Source organism: Natrialba sp. PRR66, from assembly GCF_034808065.1.
GTDB lineage: Archaea > Halobacteriota > Halobacteria > Halobacteriales > Natrialbaceae > Natrialba > Natrialba aegyptia.
The window spans coordinates 82,164-100,362 of sequence record NZ_JAXHGN010000004.1 but is presented as its reverse complement, the minus strand read 5'-3'; the positions used below and the strand labels follow the sequence as shown (position 1 = coordinate 100,362).

The following is an 18,199-nucleotide window of genomic DNA, read 5'->3' as shown; positions in this document are numbered from 1 at the left end:
ATCGTTTGTGGGATGGTCAGGCTCCTCTTGCCCACTTCAATCTGGTCGTTGGTTTCGTCGGCTGTCATCGCTCTTCGTTTTCAGTTGCTCTTTCGTTCACGACGCGGAATCGGAGATGCGTCACGTTGGGTGACCCCACAATCCTCGTTCGTTCCAGTTCGATCGGCCTGGTACCGAGGTGATCGAACAATCGGATGCCGTCACCAAGTAGTACGGGAACGACGTGAAGCTGAATCTCGTCTACGAGTCCCGCCTCGACGTATTGACGGACGACATCCGCACCGCCCGAGATTCGGACGTCCCCGTCACCAGCGGCCTCCTCGGCCCGTTCGAGGGCGCGTTCGATTCCCTCGGTGACGAAGTGGAAGGTCGTCCCGCCGTCCATCTCGAGCGGCTCTCGTCCGTGGTGCGTGAGGATGAACACTGGTGTGCCGAAGGGCGGGTCGTCGCCCCAGGGCCCTTCGAACGGGTCGTCTCCCCACGGACCGTCGTCGTTGTCGAACATCCGCCGCCCCATCACGAAAGCGCCGACCCGTTCGATCGATTTCGCCACGATTTCGTCGTCCTGGCCAGTCTTCCCTCCGTCAAGCCCCTGCTCCGCGCGCCAGCTCTGCAACTCGAAGACCCACTCGTGGAGGCGCTCGCCCCCATCACCCAGGGGGTTCTCCTGGCTATCGTTCGGGCCGGCGATGTACCCATCAAGCGACATCGACATGTCTACGAAGACGGTTCCCATACTATGTGGCCCCTCCGTTTGCCAAGTGTTCGGCGAGGCGGCCCAGGGTCTGCTTCGCGCCGTCGTCGGCGCCGAACTCCACGGCCTCGTCTAGTTCCTCCGCCGAGGAGAAACACATCTCCATGGTGAGGTCGGTCTCGCTATCCCCTTGAGCGTCAAATGTTACGACGACCCGGAACTGCTCGGGGTCATCGGGCGAGCCGTGCGTGTACGCCAGGCGTTCGGGTTCCTCGACCGCGTCGTATTCGATACGATTCGGGAACTCGTTGCCGTTAGGGCCAGTCATCATGAACCGCCACACCCCACCGGGACGTACCTCCATCTCGTCCGTCGTGGTCGCGAATCCGTCCGGACCCCACCACTGGTCGACCTGCTCCGGGTCCGTCCAGGCCTCGAACACCCGCTCGCGCGGTGCGTCGAACGTTCGTCGGATGGTTAGCCGGTTTTCGCTGGTTTCGAGTTCAGCTTCTGCGTTCGTCGTGTCGTCTGTCATCGGTTTCTCTCCCTTTTCTCCGCCGTCTCGTAGGTAAGACCGACAACGCCCGAGTCGGTCGTCTCTATCTCGACAAGTGTCATACCGGTTGGCTCGCTCTCGTCCGTAAAGAGCCGCTTGCCGGTGCCGAGGACCAGCGGGTGGACCATGAGTTGGTATTCGTCGACAAGGTCGTTGACCATGAGCGTCTGGACTAGCTCCCCGCTGCCGATGACTACGAGGTCACCGCCAGGCTCCTGTTTCAATTCGGCGACCGCGTCGGCCACGTCACCCTTGAGGAGCGTCGAGTTCTGCCAGTCGACCGCATCCAACGTCCGGGAGGCCACGTACTTATCGATGCTGTTCATCCGCTCGGTGAAGGGTTCATCTTCGCTCGCGGTCGGCCAGTACGACGCGAAGATCTCGTACGTCTTCCGGCCGAGCACGAGCGCGTCCGCGGCGGAAAGCCCGTCGGCGACGGTCGGGTCCACGTCGTCGAAGTACGGCACCTGCCAGCCACCGTGCTCAAACCCGCCTTCGGTATCCTCGTCGGGGGCACCCGGGGCCTGCATCACGCCGTCGATCGTCAGGAACTCGCTGACGACGAGTTTCCTCATAGTTACGCCTCTTCGACGATGGCCGCGAGGTTTTCGAGTGAGTCGTTCCAGCCTTCGTTGGCGTCGCTCGGAGGAACGGCCTCTGGGATGCCTGCTTGGCGGACGGTGATCTCGGTCCCATCAGGAACATCCTCGAACGTGACCGTCACGGTCATCTCGCCGGCCATCTCGGGGGCGTCAGTTTCGAACGATTCGGTGTAGACGATTCGCTCGCCCGGCTCGAGTTCTTGGTAGGTGCCGCCGAAGGAGTGACCCATATCGGCGAATTCTGGGGTCTCCCCCGTGAACGTGGCTCGGAACGTTCCGCCCTCCTCGGGCTCTAAGTGGTGGACTTCGGCGCTGAAGCCGGTCGGGGGGAGCCACTGGGCGAGTTCGTCGGGGTCGAGGAACGCGTCGTAGACTCGCTCGGGTGGCGCTTGTATCACGCGGCTCACTGTCATGGTCCGCTCGTCCGTTGTCGGTTCTCCGTGTTCGTTGTCGATGTCGGTCATGCTTTGTCTTCCTCCAGATGGTTGGCCAACGCGTCGAAGCGGTCCTCCCAGAGAACGCGGTATCGGGTCAGCCATCCGAACGCGTCGCTCAGTGGCGCAGCGTCGAGGTGGCACCGCCGAACCCGACCGTCCTCCTCGACATCGAGGAGACCTGCATCCTCCAGCACGCGCAGGTGCTTGGAGACCGCGGCCAGCGACACATCGTGGGGTTTGGCCAGCTCACTGACGCTCTCGGGGCCGTCAGCGAGCTGTTCCAGGATTTCTCGACGGATCGGGTGGCCCAGTGCCTTGAAGACTGCGTCGAGATCCAGATCGTCCGGCTCTTGTTCAACCATCTGGTTAAGTGTACAGCGTTTGCAGTATTAAACCTATAGGTTAAACGAATAGGGCTATCGATTTGATCGGTACTCTGGACATCCGTCGACCAGAACAATCAGACAGAGTTCCGGCGCTGTTCGCGGTCTGGATCGGACTCCTGCTCGGCCTGAGTGCATGCCGAATGCATCGCGACAGCGTTCGCTAAATCGCACAGACTCCCATTCGAGGATGCACTCCGACAGCGCGCCAAATCGGATAATTATAGTAACCGTTAGAACTTTCTACCCATAGATTGTCACTCCTTTTAATGGATCATCTCGACGAAATCTCCGTCGAAGAACTTCACGACGCACTCGACAACGTCGAGGGAAGGAAGCCGACACAGCGGCTGTTAGCCGCAATTGAGTACAAAAACGGTGTTACACAGACCGAACTAGCCGAGTGGCATAATACCGGCCGGCGAACAATCTACAGTTGGCTCAAGCGACTCGACACTGACGAGTCGCTTGAGCAGGCTGTTACAGATGCTCATCGATCTGGGAGAAAGCGAAAGCTCTCAGAAAAAGAGCAGCAAGAGTTCGAAGAAACAGTCCATAGATCACCTGAAGAAGTTGGGCTCGACGCGCCGGCGTGGACGCCGGCGCTCGTCCAGCAGCATATCGAGGAGACATACGATGTCGAGTACTCAATCCCAAGCTGCCGGCGGCTGCTCAAAGAAGCGGGATTGAGCTTCCAAAAACCACGCCGTACAGCCGCCGAATCAGATGCTGAGGACCAAGAAACGTTCCGCGAGGAACTCAAAAAAAGCGGCGGGAAATGGACGCCACAGTAGTCTGTATCGACCAAACCAAGAAATCCGTGCAAGTTGAGCCGCGTACCGCGTGATTTCCTCGCGGCACGCGACCGTCTGTTGAACTGTCCGGACAACGCGACTGGACGTGTCTCTTAGGCGCGATCACCGAGGACGGTGATCGCTTTTTCTCTCGATTTGAAGAGTACGTGACTGCCGATCACGCAAAATATTTCATTCTCGCATTATGCCAAGAGTTCGAGAATGACTTGATTATTGTGTTGGATGGAGCGCCGTATCTTCGGGTGTCGGCCATCACGGACCTGGCGGCCCGGGACGACCTCACCTTCGTACCATTGCCGGCGTATTCACCGGAGCTAAATCCGGTCGAAGAGTGCTGGAGACAACTCCAAGCGGCACTCAGCAATCGCTTCTTTGACTCACTCAACGAGCTCACAACAGCGATTGATACAGCTATTGATCAGCTCTCGCTCCTGGAGACGAGCAATTATTTCTAACGTCTACTATAGTTTAGCACCTCCGCTGGCGTCTCTCCGTTGAGTGACTGGTGCGGTCGTTGTATGTTGTAGTAGTGTACGAACTGTTCAAGACACTTTCTGACGCTCGCCCGACTGCCGACCCATGAGTTATGGAAGCGGTCAACCCGCATTTTGAGGGTGTGAAACCACTTTTCGATGTGGTTTTGATCGACGTAGTCGAGATGGCCGCTCAATCCTAATTGAGAGAGGGCAGTCAGATAGACAGCACCATCGACGAGAAACTCAGCCTCAGAGAGATCGTGTTTCTCGCGGAGTCGATGGGGAACGCAGCTGCCGGATCAGTGCCGTGCCGACCAAATAACGCGACATCGAGGATTATCTCTGAGTCGTTGTCTATTGCAGAATGTACCCAAGACAAGTCTCCGTTGATTTTGACAGCGGTTTCGTTAACAGTGACCCGCGACAGTGTCGCCGTCGGTGGGTCGTATCCGCTGCCCACCAGCCGATGTATCCAGTTCCAGACTGCTCTATGAGGCCGCTCAACGCCTAATTCAGCGAGAATCGCTGTTGTCTCCGAAGCGAACAACCGGTCTGATGGAGGCGGATGGCGAACGCCCTGACGGACGTCGCCGTCCGCTCGTTCTCCCAATATTCTTCTACGCTCTTGTGACAGCGTGTCACAGAATACGTCTCACACCCTCTACCTGACGATTATACTGCTCTCAATTCGCGTATGAGCCTGTAGTTTCGCTGGTTATTGGTTTCGTCCAAGATTAATACCGTGAATAATGGCTGTTGAGAACTATTGTATGACACGCTCTCGTGTGAAGCACATTGTTGGTGGAGAACTACCCGGTGATTTCGAGACAATACGGAGTTCATCGAGCGCCGATCAAGCTATCGATCTGAGCAGCTATGAGGGGTTTTCTGGCTGCCCCTGAACACTAATCGTGGGTACCAACAATCTCCTTCACAAGAGCGTTCTTCTAAATCCCCACTCAAACTGGCTCAATTAGACAGTGTCTATTGAAACCTCGTTTCACCAGAAGACACAAAACAGTCTATTGCTCGTCCCGTTCTGACGAGGAACGGAATCGGAAGGCGACTCAAGCGAAACTGAAATGTACCGGCAGTCTGCAGCCAGCGATCGGGACACCCTGAAGTGACGTGTTAGTCGGCCGCAGTTGACTGGGACTCCGTGTCCGAGAGGTACGCCATCGTTCGGCTATCGACGTTCAGTTTCCGCAGACAGACGTAGGTGCCAAACCCAATAGGGAAACCGACCATCCATGACAGGTCCAGTACGGCGAGGCTCGCAACCGATCCGATTAGAACGCTCAGGACGGCCGTGACGGAGAATCCCTTCATGAACCCTTGCTCCGAAGTCCGCTCTGTATCGTAGAGCGCGGTGTTCGAACCGTCGGATCTGAACACCCAGTACTCGGCCAGCAGGACGCCGAATACCGCTCCGAGCGGAACGGAGTAGACGTTGATGACCAGAAAGTAGATGCCGCCTTGTGAGGAGAACAGCACCCACGGGAACGTAACGACCGACAGCACGCTCGTGAGTATCAGTCCCTTCTCCCAGGTCGTATCGAGCGTATCCTGAAAGATGTGAACGGCGGGGAGCATGTTCAGCGTCAGATTCGACGACGTCTGGGCGGCCAGCACGAACATGAGCAACGCGGCGCCGAGGGTCGGGTTTGGCGAGACGTCCATGATAGCGAACACCGGGTTCCCCGTGTCCGTCGTGATGGCCGTCCCGAAGACGATCCCCACGAGTGCCATGTACAACATGGCGGGGGCGACCCCCAGGACGTGACCGAGGATGTGATTCCACGACCCTCGACGCTGCTCGAGGTGCCGGCTCAAGTCGTTCGCGTTGAGCGCGGCGGTTATCGCCGTCCCGACGTGGGCCGCGACGATCGTGAGGAACGGGAGGCCCCAGGTACCCTCGTGCTCGATCGAGGCCGTTGAGATGCCCTGCTCTGTCGTCACCTTGAAGATGGTATACGCGAGGAGGGCGATGATGATCACCGCGGCCGCGGAGTCGAACCACTTTATCGAGGTGATCCCACCCCACGCGAGGGCGAGGTTGAGGAGGATAAAGAGGACGAAGTACAGTTGGACGTTTCCGAATCCGAACAGCGTCATCGTGATGCTCTGGATCGCCAGCGCACCGATCCAGTTGCCGATTCCGAGCCAGATGATCGCCGGAACCGCACAGACGAACTTCGGGATCATCGCGCCGCGGGGTCCGAACGCGGCCCGCACCTGCGTGACGAATGGAATGCCCTCTCGGTACCCCCCGAGTCCGTTTATCACGAACAGGACCGCCGAGACCGTCGCTCCGATCGTCATAGCGACGGCGGCCTGAACGACGTTTAGCGGCCCCTGTGGATACACGGCGAAGAACGCCGTCGAGAACCCTTGGACGATGATAAACGATGCCCACCAGACCAAAATGTAGTGGAAGAGACTCATCGATCGCTGATCTGACGGGATCGGCTCTAACCCCTCCGGGTTTGCTTCGTGACTCATCTGTCGGTCACCGGTCGTATCGCTGCCATACTAACAACGTCTCGAAGAGATGGTCCTATAGTACTTTCTCCGCGAGAATATGATCACTATGTACTGCTCTTATGCGGTAATATTCTGCCAGTATGTGATTCGATCCCCGATACTGGATTATTTTTCAAAATTCCAATACGGTGTGGACGATCGCGTCCGATTATATAGACGGCGTGTAACAGGATGCGAAATCGATTGCTACAGAAACGGATATTGCGGTCGTCCCTGAGTGGTTGGCTTCGCCCTCGATAGTCACGTGGCATCGAGTCGACCACGGAAACCGATTTCCTCGAGAGCACTCCCAGCGTCACCTCGCCGTCGGAGAACTGGGTCCCCTCTTCGCCGGTGAAACAGACGACATCAATCGGACGCTCGAGGTCGAAATTACCGGCCGTGGTCGCACGGACGCTTTTGAGCGCAGGATAGACGCCGAGCGGTCCATCGAAGATCCCGCTTTCCGGAACCGAACCCAAGTGACTCCCGGCAGCGACGGGTGCGATCTCCTCGTCACACCCCGTGGGAGCCCAGGGCCGACGCAGACCTAGTGATATTCAATCTGATCAGTCAAGCTATATCGGCTGTTATCCGCTACGGTTGCGACAGGCTGCAACATGCGTGGTTGGGCTAGTGAGACCGGCGACACAACAGCTCCTGATTATTTTCGTTATTGGATAAAGAAAGAGAAAAACTGAGTAAGTATGGATCTATTTTTCGGTGTCGTCGGAGAGCGTCCCTCCATCCGTCGCAGCAACTGAGGGGTCTTCGCTCCCAATTTCAGTCGGAAAGAGTTTAGGACGCGTCTCGCGAATTATCTCCCGTGCGAACTCGGGGTTTTCAACCTTAGTCATCAGACTAACTATCACGAAGACAGCTGTTGTAACGAGAAGACCCCAGAATCCTGCATGGACCGTCAGCGGTGTCGGCACAACGAACGTGAAAATACCAGTTACGACAGTCCCGGCGAAGAGACCGGATAGAGCTCCAGTTTTCGTAGCGCGAGGCCAATACATTGCCCCGACAACTAGCGGGATAAATTGGATGATTGCACCATATGCAGCGGCCTGTAACGGTACAATGTTGATCGAACTGAACATAGCGAAGTAATATGCGACACCTAGGGTGGGGAAGACCAAAACCTTCATCCAGAAGGTCTCATTCACCTTCTCGCCCTCCGGATCAGGATCAAATAGCGGTTTGTAGAAGTCTCGCATAATGACACTTACTGATGAGTGAACGATTGCGTCGGCAGTACTCATCGTTGCCGCAAGTGCGCCAGCGAAGAATAGTCCGATCAAAAGCGGATTCATATCGAGACTCATAACAAGATACGGGAGGATTCGATCAGGACTATCGAGTAGAGACGGCTCGACCACGGTTACGCCGGCGAATCCGATTAAGAGAATCGGAATAATAATGAATTGGAAGAGCGGATAGAATGCAGCCGTCTTTTTTACTGTAGCTGTGTCATCGGCAGTATATGCTCGCATGAACAGGTGGGGCCACATGATACTCCCGAGTGCTGAGACGACGATAAAGCTCGAATATTGAAGCATCGACATCTCTGGCAGCCCGACGAGCAGCTGTGAGGGATCACTTGCAGCTATGTTTTTAAACATCGGTTCTACTCCGCCATGGAGTTCAAAGGGGAGATACAAGCCGAGGAACCACGCAAGTAAGACCATCATGATTCCCTGCAGGACGTTTGACCATCCAACACCCATCATTCCGCTTGTGACGACGTAGATTCCAATGACGAGGAAGGGAAGTAACCCTGAAAGCCAGAACGGGATAATCCCATTACTGGCTTCGTTAAGGATGAATGCGACACCCTTTATCTGAACAACTAGATATGGAATAAAGGCGGCAACAGAAGCAATTGCCATAATTGCTGAGATCCACTTGCTATCAAACCGGTCGCTCACGAACTCCGCTTGTGTCACGTACCCCAATTTTCGACCGAGTCGGGATACCTTCGGACCGAATACGTACCATAATGCAAACCCGAACGCACTGTACGTAATAATGTAGAATCCAGCTGCCCCTCTGTCGAACGCGAATCCAGGGCCGCCGAGAAAGGCAAATGCACTATTGTTCGCCGCGCTCATAATGAAGAACAGTACGATAACACCAATACGGCGATCGCCCGCGACGAATCCTTCAGTAGTGCTTTGATCGGCTGCGCTGCGGCTCCGGACACCGACCCACAGTGCAAACACTAGATAAGCCAACGGTATTACCGTGATGATCAGTGTTGCTGTCGAAACCATGGTCAGCTTCCCCCCTGTAGCTTGCCTTCATCAAAGCGATACAGTAGTACTGAGTTGACAAGAACGAGCACGAGAACCAAGATATTCCAGAACATATTGAACGGTAATCCCAATACGTATGGTTCGAGCTGGTTAGCCATAGAGAATATTGGCCAGATGACCAACAAGAGTAGAACTACATATGCACCGAAATGAAGTAAAAATCGGTATCGCGCAGTCTGTGGTGTCTCTTCAGCGAAGAGATCAAGTCCTATTCCATCGGATTCAGTGAGCGATTCATCTATCTCTACAGTTGAATCTGATCGTGCCATATTTTCTATACTGGGGGCAGACCCCAGTACGTTGGAAATCTTACCGACCACTTAAATAAAAGTTGTGTTGCGGCCATCTAGATTGCCAATCTTAGCATGAATGGGGGAATAAATGGGAAATAAATGGGAATTCTTATATTTCTTCCTGCGTAGTTGGAGATTATAAATAACATGGCGTGTCTTCTCGAGAAGACACGTCGACAGGGCGGCATATCCTCGCAGTATTTCTGTATCATGCTGGCCTCTCGTACAGATGGATTGAACCGTTCGTTGATCGGTCCTATAAACCGATCAGACAGTGGTTTCACCCGCTCAAGAGCGTGTTCGAGTCTGGCTACTAGAAGCGATAAGAGGTAACTGTCGACGACGAAGAAGTCCATGTCTGGGCGGTGGTCGACTGTGAGATACTCGAAATCCTTGATGTCTCATCTGCCGATCAAGTTTTGACACATTGTTGTTTCCCATAGACGTGCTCAAACAGTGCCGCGGTCGGCCCGCACAAGTGGCCACTAGTACGATTGGTCGCTTGAGTTCCTCTACTGTAAATCCAAGCGAGAAATCTGTGCAGGTACAACCATCTCACTCTTCAGAGGCTGTTCCCATATCTGGGATTCACAGCCGCAAGCAAGTACCGTCGACAATCGATTCGAACACTCATCCACTTATAATCAAAACGAATGTAACCTTTTCCACTATGGAAACACCCATATAGATACCACATCAACTCCAAAACATGACGGATGCCGACTCGAGGTCGTACCGGATGCTACAAACGCTCTCGGTAGCGTCCGACGTGATCGAGGTGCTTACCGCTCGAGATGGGGCAACCATTACCGAACTCGCGGACCAACTCGATCTCAGCAAGAGTTCCGCGTACCGGTATCTCAAAACGCTCGAGGAACTTGGGTACGTGACCTGCACCGATGGGTGCTACGAGCTGTCCTATCAGTTTCTCCTTTTGGGTGAGTACACCAGAAATACGAGCGAGCTGTATCAGGTGGGAAAATCTAAAGTCGACGACCTCGCAGCCGAACTCGGCCACTACGCGCATCTCGTTACGGAGGCTGACAGCTACGGTGTAAACCTGCACCAAGCCACGGGCGAGGAAGCTACTGACTACGACTACCAAGCCGCTAAACTGCAGCAACGGGATCCGCTCCACGTAACAGCGGCTGGAAAAGCGATCCTCGCACACATGTCGTCCGAACGCATCGAAGCGATCGTCGAGAGCTCCACGTTCGAGCAGCGGACCAAAAATACGATCACCGACCGGGAGCGGCTGTACGACGAACTCGAGGCGGTTCGACAGCAGGGGTTTGCCCACAACGACGAGGAGGAGATCAAAGGATTTCGGGCGATCGGTGCCCCGATTAGAGATCACGAGGATCGGGTACTCGGTTCAGTAAGCGTTTCGGCTCCGACGAGCTACCTCTCAGGAGATGCGTTTACCGACGACGTTCCCGATCTGGTACTGGAAACGGCGAACGTCATCGAAGTGGACTTCAACATGACCCAGAAGCAGAACTCGATCACCGGCGTTTCATAGTTCCCGTTATGGAAACGGCTCCGCTCACACGTATTCTGCCGCGGCATTCGAACGGCTCAGATATCCTTTTTCTCGGCATCGGGACGAATGCGGACGACGAAACCCTTCGTGTCATAGATCGGGGTTTCCCCCGGTCGAGGCGCCGACTGATCACCTCTCCAATCACTAGCTGGTTCACTTACTGCCGAGTTCCATTTACACCCGTACTTATGTAATTGGTGTGTACTCGAACGCGCTGATGAGGTCACTCACGCATGATCTCGGGACTAGAATGACTTCTTCCCGTCGTCGTATTTTATCCCGATCAACCAATGAGGATTCCGGATCGATTGACACCCTGAATGTGACACAGTCGCTGCTCACCTGAACGCGAAGAGCCGATCCGGGAATGTAACACTCTCTGTATGAGATTTGAGACTGAGCGCCGACGATACCGACGAACTGCAATCCACGTTTCCATATCGGAAACGGATGATTCACTGTATGGGTTCGTTCAAAATGTCTGAACACCCGCGTTAGGAGCGGTATCGTTCACCGTCCGTGTGGTGTAATGGCTAGATAGAGGCTGAAGTCAACCAAGGAAGAGGTAGTTCCCCATATAGATAATAACACCGACCCATAATACTTTTCAGTGATTAGTCGAAATTCGCATATCGTGCTGAAAACGAAGACAAATGTACAGGTAATTCGGATCGGTACCGTCCGTTCAGGAACGTGTGCGATCGGATCCAATGAGATGTCACATGACGGAGTGAGGACTGCGCCAAACGGGACTGGAGACACGAGGGGTACGAGGTGACCGGTCACGTGACGCAACCAGAAAAACGACCAATATGGGACGCACGAGGAGTGCTTGGATGACGAAGTCGGCGCTACCGGTCGACGGAGAGCAGCTCCAGCGAGACATCGAGCAGATCGCGTTGTTCGGCGCCGTTGACGCCGACGACGGCCGCGGACGAACGGCGCTGCCCGGAGACGAGGCGAACGGCGAGGCACGCGACTATCTCGTCGCCCGCCTCGAGGAGGCGGGTCTCGATGTCCGAGTCGATGCAGTCGGCAACGTCGCTGGCCGATGGACGCCGCCTAGCGCCGATCCGAACGCCGCAGCGATCGCCGCCGGGAGCCACCTCGATTCGGTTCCGCGCGGTGGCATCTTCGACGGGCCGCTTGGCGTCTTCGCGGCCCTTGAAGCCGTTCGGGCGATTCGAGAGAGCGATGTCTCGCCCGACTGCGGGCTTGAGGTCGTTTGCTTCACCGGCGAAGAGGGGACCCGCTTCGCCGACGGCGTCCTCGGGTCGACGGTCGCGACTGGCAAACGCGGCGTCGACGAGACGCTGGCGCTGACCGACGGCAACGTGACTCTCGAGGAGGCGCTCGAACGAATCGGCTACCGCGGGACCGGTCGCCTCGATGCGAGCGAGTGGGACGCGTGGCTCGAGCTCCACATCGAGCAGAATTCGCGCCTCGAAGACGCCCGCGTCCCGCTCGGCGTCGTCACCGATATCACCGGAACGGTGCGGTGTCACGTGACCATTGAGGGCGAAGCCGATCACTCGGGGACGACCGCAATGACCGACCGACAAGACGCGCTCGCGGCGGCGAGCGAACTCGTCCTCGCGGTCGAACGGAGCGCCACCGAGGCCGCGGCGTCCGGTAGCGGAACCGCGGTCGGCACCGTTGGCCACCTGGACGTTGAGCCGAGCGTCGTCAACGTCGTCCCAGGAACGGTCTCCATGCGACTCGATCTGCGATCGGTCGAGCGGGCGGAGATCCAAGCGCAACTGGACGCTGTCACCAGCGTTCTTGAGACCGTCAAAGACAACCGCAACGTTTCGACGACCTTCGACTGTACGTACGACGTTCCACCGACGCCGCTCTCCGCTCGGTGTCGAGATACCGTGCTCAACGCGGCGCAGGACTGCGGCATCGAGGCGCGCACGCTTCACTCGGGGGCCGGCCACGACACGATGCAGGTCGCCGACGTGACAAACGCCGCACTCCTGTTCGCCGCCTCTGTCGGCGGACACTCCCACTCGCCGAAAGAGTGGGCCGACTGGGACGACTGTACGGCCGCAACGACCGTTCTCGCCGAATCCCTCGCACGGCTTGCAACGACCGATGAACACTGATGACTGCTGCAGTTATCACTGAAACCACTCATGTTAGAAATCGAGATCGAAGACACGACCTTCACGGCCGAATTGCACGAAGACCGAGCTCCGGAGTCCGTCGCAGCAGTCCGCGAGTTCCTCCCGCTCGAATCCGAACTGATGCACGTCCGCTGGAGCGGGATCGCAACGTGGATCAACATCGACGAGATCGATCTCCCCGAGATTCCCCGGGAGAACCACACGGTCTACCCCTCTCGGGGCGATCTCCTGCTTTATCCGGGCTATCGGAATGAACAGGAGATCCTCGTTCCCTGCGGTCCAACGTGTTTCAAGAGTCCAGCCGGCGAACTCGCGGGGAACCACTTTGCCACCGTGGACGCGACCGCCGACAGACTCAAAGCCGTCGAAGAGGCAACGCTCCGCGACGGCGTCCAGAACGTAACGATTCGGGAGGTTGAGAGATGACGGACATCGTCGTCCTCCACGACAAGATTCACGGACTGGACCCGACAGCGTACGCCGAGACGATTCGAGACGAGCTACCGGACCTCGAGGTTGCGGTTGCGCGGACACCCGGGGCGGAACGCGACCTCCTCCGCGAAGCGACGGTCGCGACCGGCTATCAGATCGACCCTGAACTCGTCTCGGCGTCAGACAACCTCGAACTGTTCGCCTGTACGTTCGCGGGCACCGGCCACCTCCCCCTCGAGACGCTCGAGGCCGAGGGCGTGGCGGTCACCAGTGCTTCGGGAGTCCACGGCCCGAACATCGCCGAACAGGTCCTCGGATACGTCCTCGCGGACGTGCGGAACCTCCGCCAGGGCTGGGAGCAACACGAACGCGGGGAGTGGAACCACTATCAAGGCGGCGAACTCCGCGGATCGACTGCGACCGTCGTCGGGATGGGCCCGATCGGACAGGAGATTTTGGCGCGGTTCGACGATTTCGGCGTCGAGACCATCGGCGTCCGCTATACGCCGGCGAAGGGCGGCAACGCCGACGAGGTCGTCGGCTTCGACGACGCGCTGGAGGCGGCTGCACGAAGCGACTATCTGGTGCTCGCCTGTCCGCTCACCGAAACGACCGAGGGGATCGTCGACAAGCAACTCCTCGGCACCCTTCCGATGGATGCAATGCTCGTTAACATCGCTCGCGGTCCCGTGGTCGACACCGACGCGCTCGTCGCCGCGCTCCGCGGCAACGACATCCGCAGCGCCGCCCTCGACGTCACCGATCCCGAACCCCTCCCCGCCGATCACCCGCTCTGGTCGCTCGGGAACTGCCTCGTCACGCCCCACAACGCCGGCCATACCCCCAACTACTGGGACCGCTGTACGGCGATCCTCTGCGACGCCCTCGAGAAGACGTCGCTGCGGCCGCTTGCACAGGTCTCGTAAGGATCGACACAGGAGGACCCCCGGCGGTGTTTTTCGCGTAACAGCAACAGCTATCGGGCGTTGAGACGATCGTCGGCCACCGGATCACATCTTTGTCCTTGAGAACGGATCGACGCACCATGAGGGTAACACAGCGGTGATCCTTGGGCGGTCCGAGATCCGCGACGCGTCCCCCACGGTCGAACGAGAACCAGGACTCGAATTGACACCCTACTGACCGGCGGCACCGTCGTGACGACTGAATCGTCGTTCGACGCTGCCGTCGCCATCGACGACGAAACAATCGTCGGCGTCAGGACGGAACGGATGCTGCCGACAGCCAATCGACGGATCACCGTGTCCGGAAATCTCATCCTCCCGGGCGTCGTCGATCTCCCCGTTCATGTTAACCGGCTACAACTTGTTGATTCGTATGAAATTGGAACTCCGGTGGCTGCTGCTGGCGACGCCACAGTATCGTTACCTTCGCGTGGCAAGGGTGGCAGGACGGGCCTTGAGGTGGCACTTCACTCGGGTCTTGAATGACGACTTAAGCCGCGCGATGACCAGAACTCCGATTATGCACCGAATCGAAGCGACCGCTTTATCGTTTTGATTGTGAAGTACGAAAACGATTGGCCAATTATCTACATATCTTGTGCCCAATTACCCCACATATACGAGGTAAACTAGATGTACGAGTGCATAATTTGCGCGTAGAGAGGGTTTTGATAAGTAACAGACGAGAAGATGGGGGGTATGAGTGGTTCAGCAACCACCGAATCGGAGAATGACTCTGTCGTACTGTACGACATCGAAGACAAGCCGCCACTGGGGAAGGCGATACCAATGGGTATACAGCATGTCTTGGCAATGTTTCTCGGGAATGTCGCCCCGCCGCTGATCCTCGCCGGGGCGGTCGGCTCCGTCACTGGAGAGACTACTTTCCTCGTCCAGATGGCGCTCATCGTTGCCGGCGTCGCGACTCTCATTCAGGTCTTTCCCATTGGGCCTGTCGGCGCGAAACTCCCTATCGTCATGGGGACGAGCTTCGCCTTCCTCGGCCCACTCATCGGGATTGGCAACCAGTTCGGACTTGCAGCGGTGTTCGGAACTGCGCTGATTGCGGCTCCCGTCGAGATGGTGATGGGCGTCACTCTCGACCGCTTCCGGAACTACTTCCCGCCGCTGGTCACCGGCATCGTCGTCATGCTCATCGGGCTGACGCTCATTCCGACTGGGATGGACTACGCTGCCGGGGCGTCCGCCGGCCCAGAATCTGAGGGCTATGCCTCTCTCACAAACCTCGGCCTCGCGGGTCTCGTTCTCCTGACGACTGTCGTCCTCAATCAGTTCTTTAAGGACTTTCTCCGGGTCATTAGCGTCTTCGTCGGCATCGTCATTGGCTACGTCGCAGCCATCGCGTTGGGTGTGGTCGACTTCTCCGGCGTCGCGGCTGCTGGGTGGATCACCGTGCCGACCCCGCTCAAGTACGGCCTCTCGTTCCCGCCTAGCGCCGTCCTGACGATGGCCTTCCTCTACGTCATTACCGGAATAGAGACCATCGGCGATATCTCCGGAACCGTCTCGGCAACGGGGCGCGACGCGACTCGGGAGGAACTCCGCGGCGGCCTCATCGCGGACGGCGTGATGAGCATGTTCGGGGCTATGTTCAACGCGATGCCAAACACGTCCTTCTCGCAGAACGTCGGCCTCGTTAACTTCACGGGCGTCGCGAGCCGCTACGTCGTCGGCATCGGCGGTGTCGTCCTCGTCTTCCTCGGATTCGTCCCGAAGATCGGGGCGATCGTCTCCGCGATGCCGGACGCTGTTCTCGGCGGCGGCGCACTGATCCTGTTCGCGATGATCTTCTCCTCGGGAGCACGCATCATCGTGCAGAACGTCACGCTCGACCACCGCAACTCGACGATCCTTGCGGTGTCGATGGCCCTCGGACTTGGCGTCTCGTTCCGGCCCGAGATCCTCCAGAACTTCCCGTCCGAAGTGCAGACGTTGTTCGGCTCCGCGCTCGTCACTGGCGGAATGGCCGCACTCGTGCTCAACGTCGTGCTTCCTGGCGGTGGTGTCGGGTTGGGGCCGACCGAGCACACAGACGGCCTCACCCCTGAAACGCCGATAGGAATCGAGGACGACGTCCCCGACGCTGCGTCCACCCCACAGGACGATGACTGACGGCCTCGACACTGACGCCGAGAGCGTGGTCGGAAGACAACCGTCGAAGTACATTCGATTGCGGGACAATATCATGAATCAAATGGACCCATGGAGCGCGACCGACCGCGACCTCCGTGATGCACTACGATCACTTCGCGACGCCAACGACGCGGCGGCCGTCGTGACTGTCGTTGACGTGGACGGCTCGGCGTACCGACGACCCTGTGCGAAGTTCGTCGCGCCGGCGGACCAGACTGCGCTGGGTGCTGTTACAGCGGGCTGTCTCGATGGTCCGGTCGCCGACCTCGCGGCCGAGGCACGCAAGTCGGGCACAGCAACCGTGGCGACGTTCGATCTGACGGGCGACGAGTGGGGCCTCGGGCTCGGCTGCAACGGCGTCGTCGACCTGCTCGCCGAGCCGCTCGATGACTCTTTGGATCCGCTGCTTGCGGCGCTCGACGACGGCGAGGCCGCGGCGGTCTGTAGCGTCGTCGAAAGCGATGACGACGCGGTGCCCGTGGGTGCGCGGACGGTCGTCACGGAGGCCGACAGCGAAGACGGCAACGACCGGGTTTCGATCCCGGCGGACATCCTCGCGGACCTGCAGAGCACCGCGGACGCCGTCCGCGACGCCGGATCGAGCACGACAGTTCGAATCAAACGCGAGGCGGGCGGCCTCCGTGTATTCATCGACGGCATCGAACCCGTCCCCCGACTCGTGCTGTTCGGCTCGCAGAACGATGTCCACCCGATCGCCAGGTTCGGTGCGCAGGCGGGTTTCCGCGTGACCGTCGCCTCCCCACGCGGCGCGCGGGCCGACGATGAGCAGTTCCCGAATGCTTACCGCGTCCGCGCGGCACACCCGACCGACCTCCCAGCGCTCATTGAAGATCCAGAGCGCACGTACGTCGTGCTGCTATCCCACAACCTCGTCGATGACAGGCTCGCGCTCAAGGCGCTGCTCGATGAGTCTGACGTGCCGTACATCGGTCTGATGGGACCGCGCAAGCGCTTCGAGGAGTTGTGGGCGGCGTCCCGGGATGACGGCCGGGCGTTCACGAGTTCGGAACTCGACTGCGTCTCTACGCCCGTCGGTCTCGACCTCGGAGACGGCAGTCCGACAGGTATCGCGATGAGCGTTGTCTCGGAAGTTCTCGCGGCGGCGAACGGCGCAGATGGCGGCCGCCTCAGCGAACGGGCCGGACCAATCCACGACCGACCCGATCTCACGCGCTGATCGCATCACCGACACCGGCTCGAACGGATTGCCGACTGGCACGGACCCCAAGAGTGGACTGCGTTGACGCAACGGCGATAGAAGTGCCCATAACACCCTCCTTATCGTAACTAGTGCACGTACCCAAGGTTTAATCAATGTGTGCTGTGTGTTTGTACGATAATGAGCGACGAAGAAGAGACAATCAGCTCTATCCACGTACGTATCAACGGCGAACGCGAGCAACTCGCCATCGAGCACGGCGAGACACTCATGGCGAGCCTTCGTCGTGCTGGCCACTATAGTGTGAAAAACGGTTGCGACGAGGGTGTCTGCGGGGCCTGTAACGTCATCCTCGGGGAACGGGGACTTACCCGGTCGTGCCTCGTGCCGGCCGCGAGCTGCGACGGCGCGGATGTGATGACCGTCGAGGGACTGCTCGACGACGCCGGCAACCTCCATCCGCTCCAGGAAGAGTTCCTCGAACACGGTGCCGCCCAGTGTGGATACTGCATCCCGGGCATCCTGCTATCGGCTTACGACCTCCTCCAGGACAACGTCAACCCGACTGAGGACGAGGTCGCTAACGCGCTGAGCGGGAACATCTGCCGCTGTACCGGGTACGTCCAGCAGATCGAAGCAATCCAGGCCGCGGCCGACCGCCTGCCCCACTCAGAAACGTCAGCCGAGGGAGACGCGTAA

The 18,199-nt window shown here is 58.2% G+C and carries 16 protein-coding genes and 3 pseudogenes; 8 read left to right on the top strand and 11 right to left on the bottom strand.

Annotated elements, in window-relative coordinates; all coding sequences use genetic code 11:
* Window positions 1–64 precede the first annotated feature (64 nt).
* From SM755_RS14595 to SM755_RS14575, 5 genes are read right to left on the bottom strand one after another with little or no spacing between them, the layout of a single operon-like run.
* Window positions 65–736: a dihydrofolate reductase family protein gene (locus tag SM755_RS14595; protein WP_323173302.1), complete on the bottom strand. Its 672-nt coding sequence runs from the start codon at window positions 734–736 to the stop codon at window positions 65–67.
* Window position 737: 1 nt separating this feature from the next.
* Window positions 738–1,229, bottom strand: coding sequence for an SRPBCC family protein (locus SM755_RS14590; RefSeq protein ID WP_323173301.1), 492 nt, complete (start codon window positions 1,227–1,229; stop codon window positions 738–740).
* The gene (locus SM755_RS14585; protein WP_323173300.1) at window positions 1,226–1,825 is read right to left on the bottom strand and encodes a dihydrofolate reductase family protein; all 600 of its coding nucleotides are present in this window, start codon (window positions 1,823–1,825) and stop codon (window positions 1,226–1,228) included. The genes SM755_RS14590 and SM755_RS14585 overlap by 4 nt, the downstream gene beginning before the upstream one ends.
* 2 nt (window positions 1,826–1,827) lie before the next feature.
* Window positions 1,828–2,316 (bottom strand): SRPBCC domain-containing protein, encoded by a 489-nt coding sequence (locus tag SM755_RS14580; RefSeq protein ID WP_323173299.1) that lies wholly within the window; start codon window positions 2,314–2,316, stop codon window positions 1,828–1,830.
* Entirely contained in the window at window positions 2,313–2,651 is a 339-nt protein-coding gene (locus tag SM755_RS14575; RefSeq protein WP_323173298.1) for a metalloregulator ArsR/SmtB family transcription factor, read from the bottom strand. Before SM755_RS14575 ends, SM755_RS14580 begins: the two co-directional genes overlap by 4 nt.
* 290 nt (window positions 2,652–2,941) lie before the next feature.
* Between SM755_RS14575 and SM755_RS14570 the strand changes: the two are divergent.
* Window positions 2,942–3,942: pseudogene (locus SM755_RS14570) on the top strand (IS630 family transposase).
* On the opposite strand, the pseudogene SM755_RS14565 reads toward SM755_RS14570, so the two are convergent.
* The 5 genes and pseudogenes from SM755_RS14565 to SM755_RS14545 form a co-directional block, all read right to left on the bottom strand.
* Window positions 3,939–4,605: pseudogene (locus tag SM755_RS14565) on the bottom strand (IS6 family transposase). The pseudogenes SM755_RS14570 and SM755_RS14565 sit on opposite strands and share 4 nt — an antisense overlap.
* A 489-nt stretch (window positions 4,606–5,094) precedes the next feature.
* On the bottom strand, window positions 5,095–6,465 hold the full coding sequence (locus tag SM755_RS14560) for a cytosine permease (protein WP_323173297.1): 1,371 nt from the start codon (window positions 6,463–6,465) through the stop codon (window positions 5,095–5,097).
* A 247-nt stretch (window positions 6,466–6,712) separates the two neighbouring features.
* Window positions 6,713–7,022: pseudogene (locus SM755_RS24455) on the bottom strand (Zn-dependent hydrolase); the annotation flags it as partial.
* Window positions 7,023–7,199: 177 nt separating this feature from the next.
* Entirely contained in the window at window positions 7,200–8,762 is a 1,563-nt protein-coding gene (locus tag SM755_RS14550; RefSeq protein ID WP_323173296.1) for a sodium:solute symporter family protein, read from the bottom strand.
* 2 nt (window positions 8,763–8,764) lie between these two features.
* Window positions 8,765–9,073 carry a hypothetical protein gene (locus SM755_RS14545; protein WP_323173295.1) on the bottom strand — a complete coding sequence of 103 codons (309 nt, stop codon included), beginning with the start codon at window positions 9,071–9,073 and terminating at the stop codon, window positions 8,765–8,767.
* Window positions 9,074–9,806: 733 nt separating this feature from the next.
* Here SM755_RS14545 and SM755_RS14540 point away from each other — a divergent pair.
* The 4 genes from SM755_RS14540 to SM755_RS14525 all read left to right on the top strand — a co-directional run bounded on the left by SM755_RS14540 (window position 9,807) and on the right by SM755_RS14525 (window position 14,127).
* Complete coding sequence (locus SM755_RS14540) at window positions 9,807–10,619, top strand: IclR family transcriptional regulator (protein WP_323173294.1); 813 nt, start codon at window positions 9,807–9,809, stop codon at window positions 10,617–10,619.
* 857 nt (window positions 10,620–11,476) lie between these two features.
* Window positions 11,477–12,748, top strand: a complete 1,272-nt coding sequence (locus SM755_RS14535; RefSeq protein WP_323173293.1) for a Zn-dependent hydrolase — start codon at window positions 11,477–11,479, stop codon at window positions 12,746–12,748.
* Between the two features lie 30 nt (window positions 12,749–12,778).
* On the top strand, window positions 12,779–13,195 hold the full coding sequence (locus SM755_RS14530; protein ID WP_323173292.1) for a DUF3830 family protein: 417 nt from the start codon (window positions 12,779–12,781) through the stop codon (window positions 13,193–13,195).
* The gene (locus SM755_RS14525; protein ID WP_323173291.1) at window positions 13,192–14,127 is read left to right on the top strand and encodes a D-2-hydroxyacid dehydrogenase; all 936 of its coding nucleotides are present in this window, start codon (window positions 13,192–13,194) and stop codon (window positions 14,125–14,127) included. The genes SM755_RS14530 and SM755_RS14525 overlap by 4 nt, the downstream gene beginning before the upstream one ends.
* A 210-nt stretch (window positions 14,128–14,337) precedes the next feature.
* On the opposite strand, the gene SM755_RS14520 is transcribed toward SM755_RS14525, so the two are convergent.
* Window positions 14,338–14,511: a hypothetical protein gene (locus SM755_RS14520; protein ID WP_323173290.1), complete on the bottom strand. Its 174-nt coding sequence runs from the start codon at window positions 14,509–14,511 to the stop codon at window positions 14,338–14,340.
* 354 nt (window positions 14,512–14,865) lie between these two features.
* On the opposite strand from SM755_RS14520, the gene SM755_RS14515 reads away from it, so the two are divergent.
* From SM755_RS14515 to SM755_RS14505, 3 genes are all read left to right on the top strand, one after another.
* On the top strand, window positions 14,866–16,299 hold the full coding sequence (locus tag SM755_RS14515; protein ID WP_369335249.1) for a uracil-xanthine permease family protein: 1,434 nt from the start codon (window positions 14,866–14,868) through the stop codon (window positions 16,297–16,299).
* Window positions 16,292–17,518, top strand: coding sequence for an XdhC family protein (locus SM755_RS14510; protein ID WP_323173288.1), 1,227 nt, complete (start codon window positions 16,292–16,294; stop codon window positions 17,516–17,518). Before SM755_RS14515 ends, SM755_RS14510 begins: the two co-directional genes overlap by 8 nt.
* 162 nt (window positions 17,519–17,680) lie before the next feature.
* Entirely contained in the window at window positions 17,681–18,199 is a 519-nt protein-coding gene (locus tag SM755_RS14505) for a (2Fe-2S)-binding protein (protein ID WP_323173287.1), read from the top strand.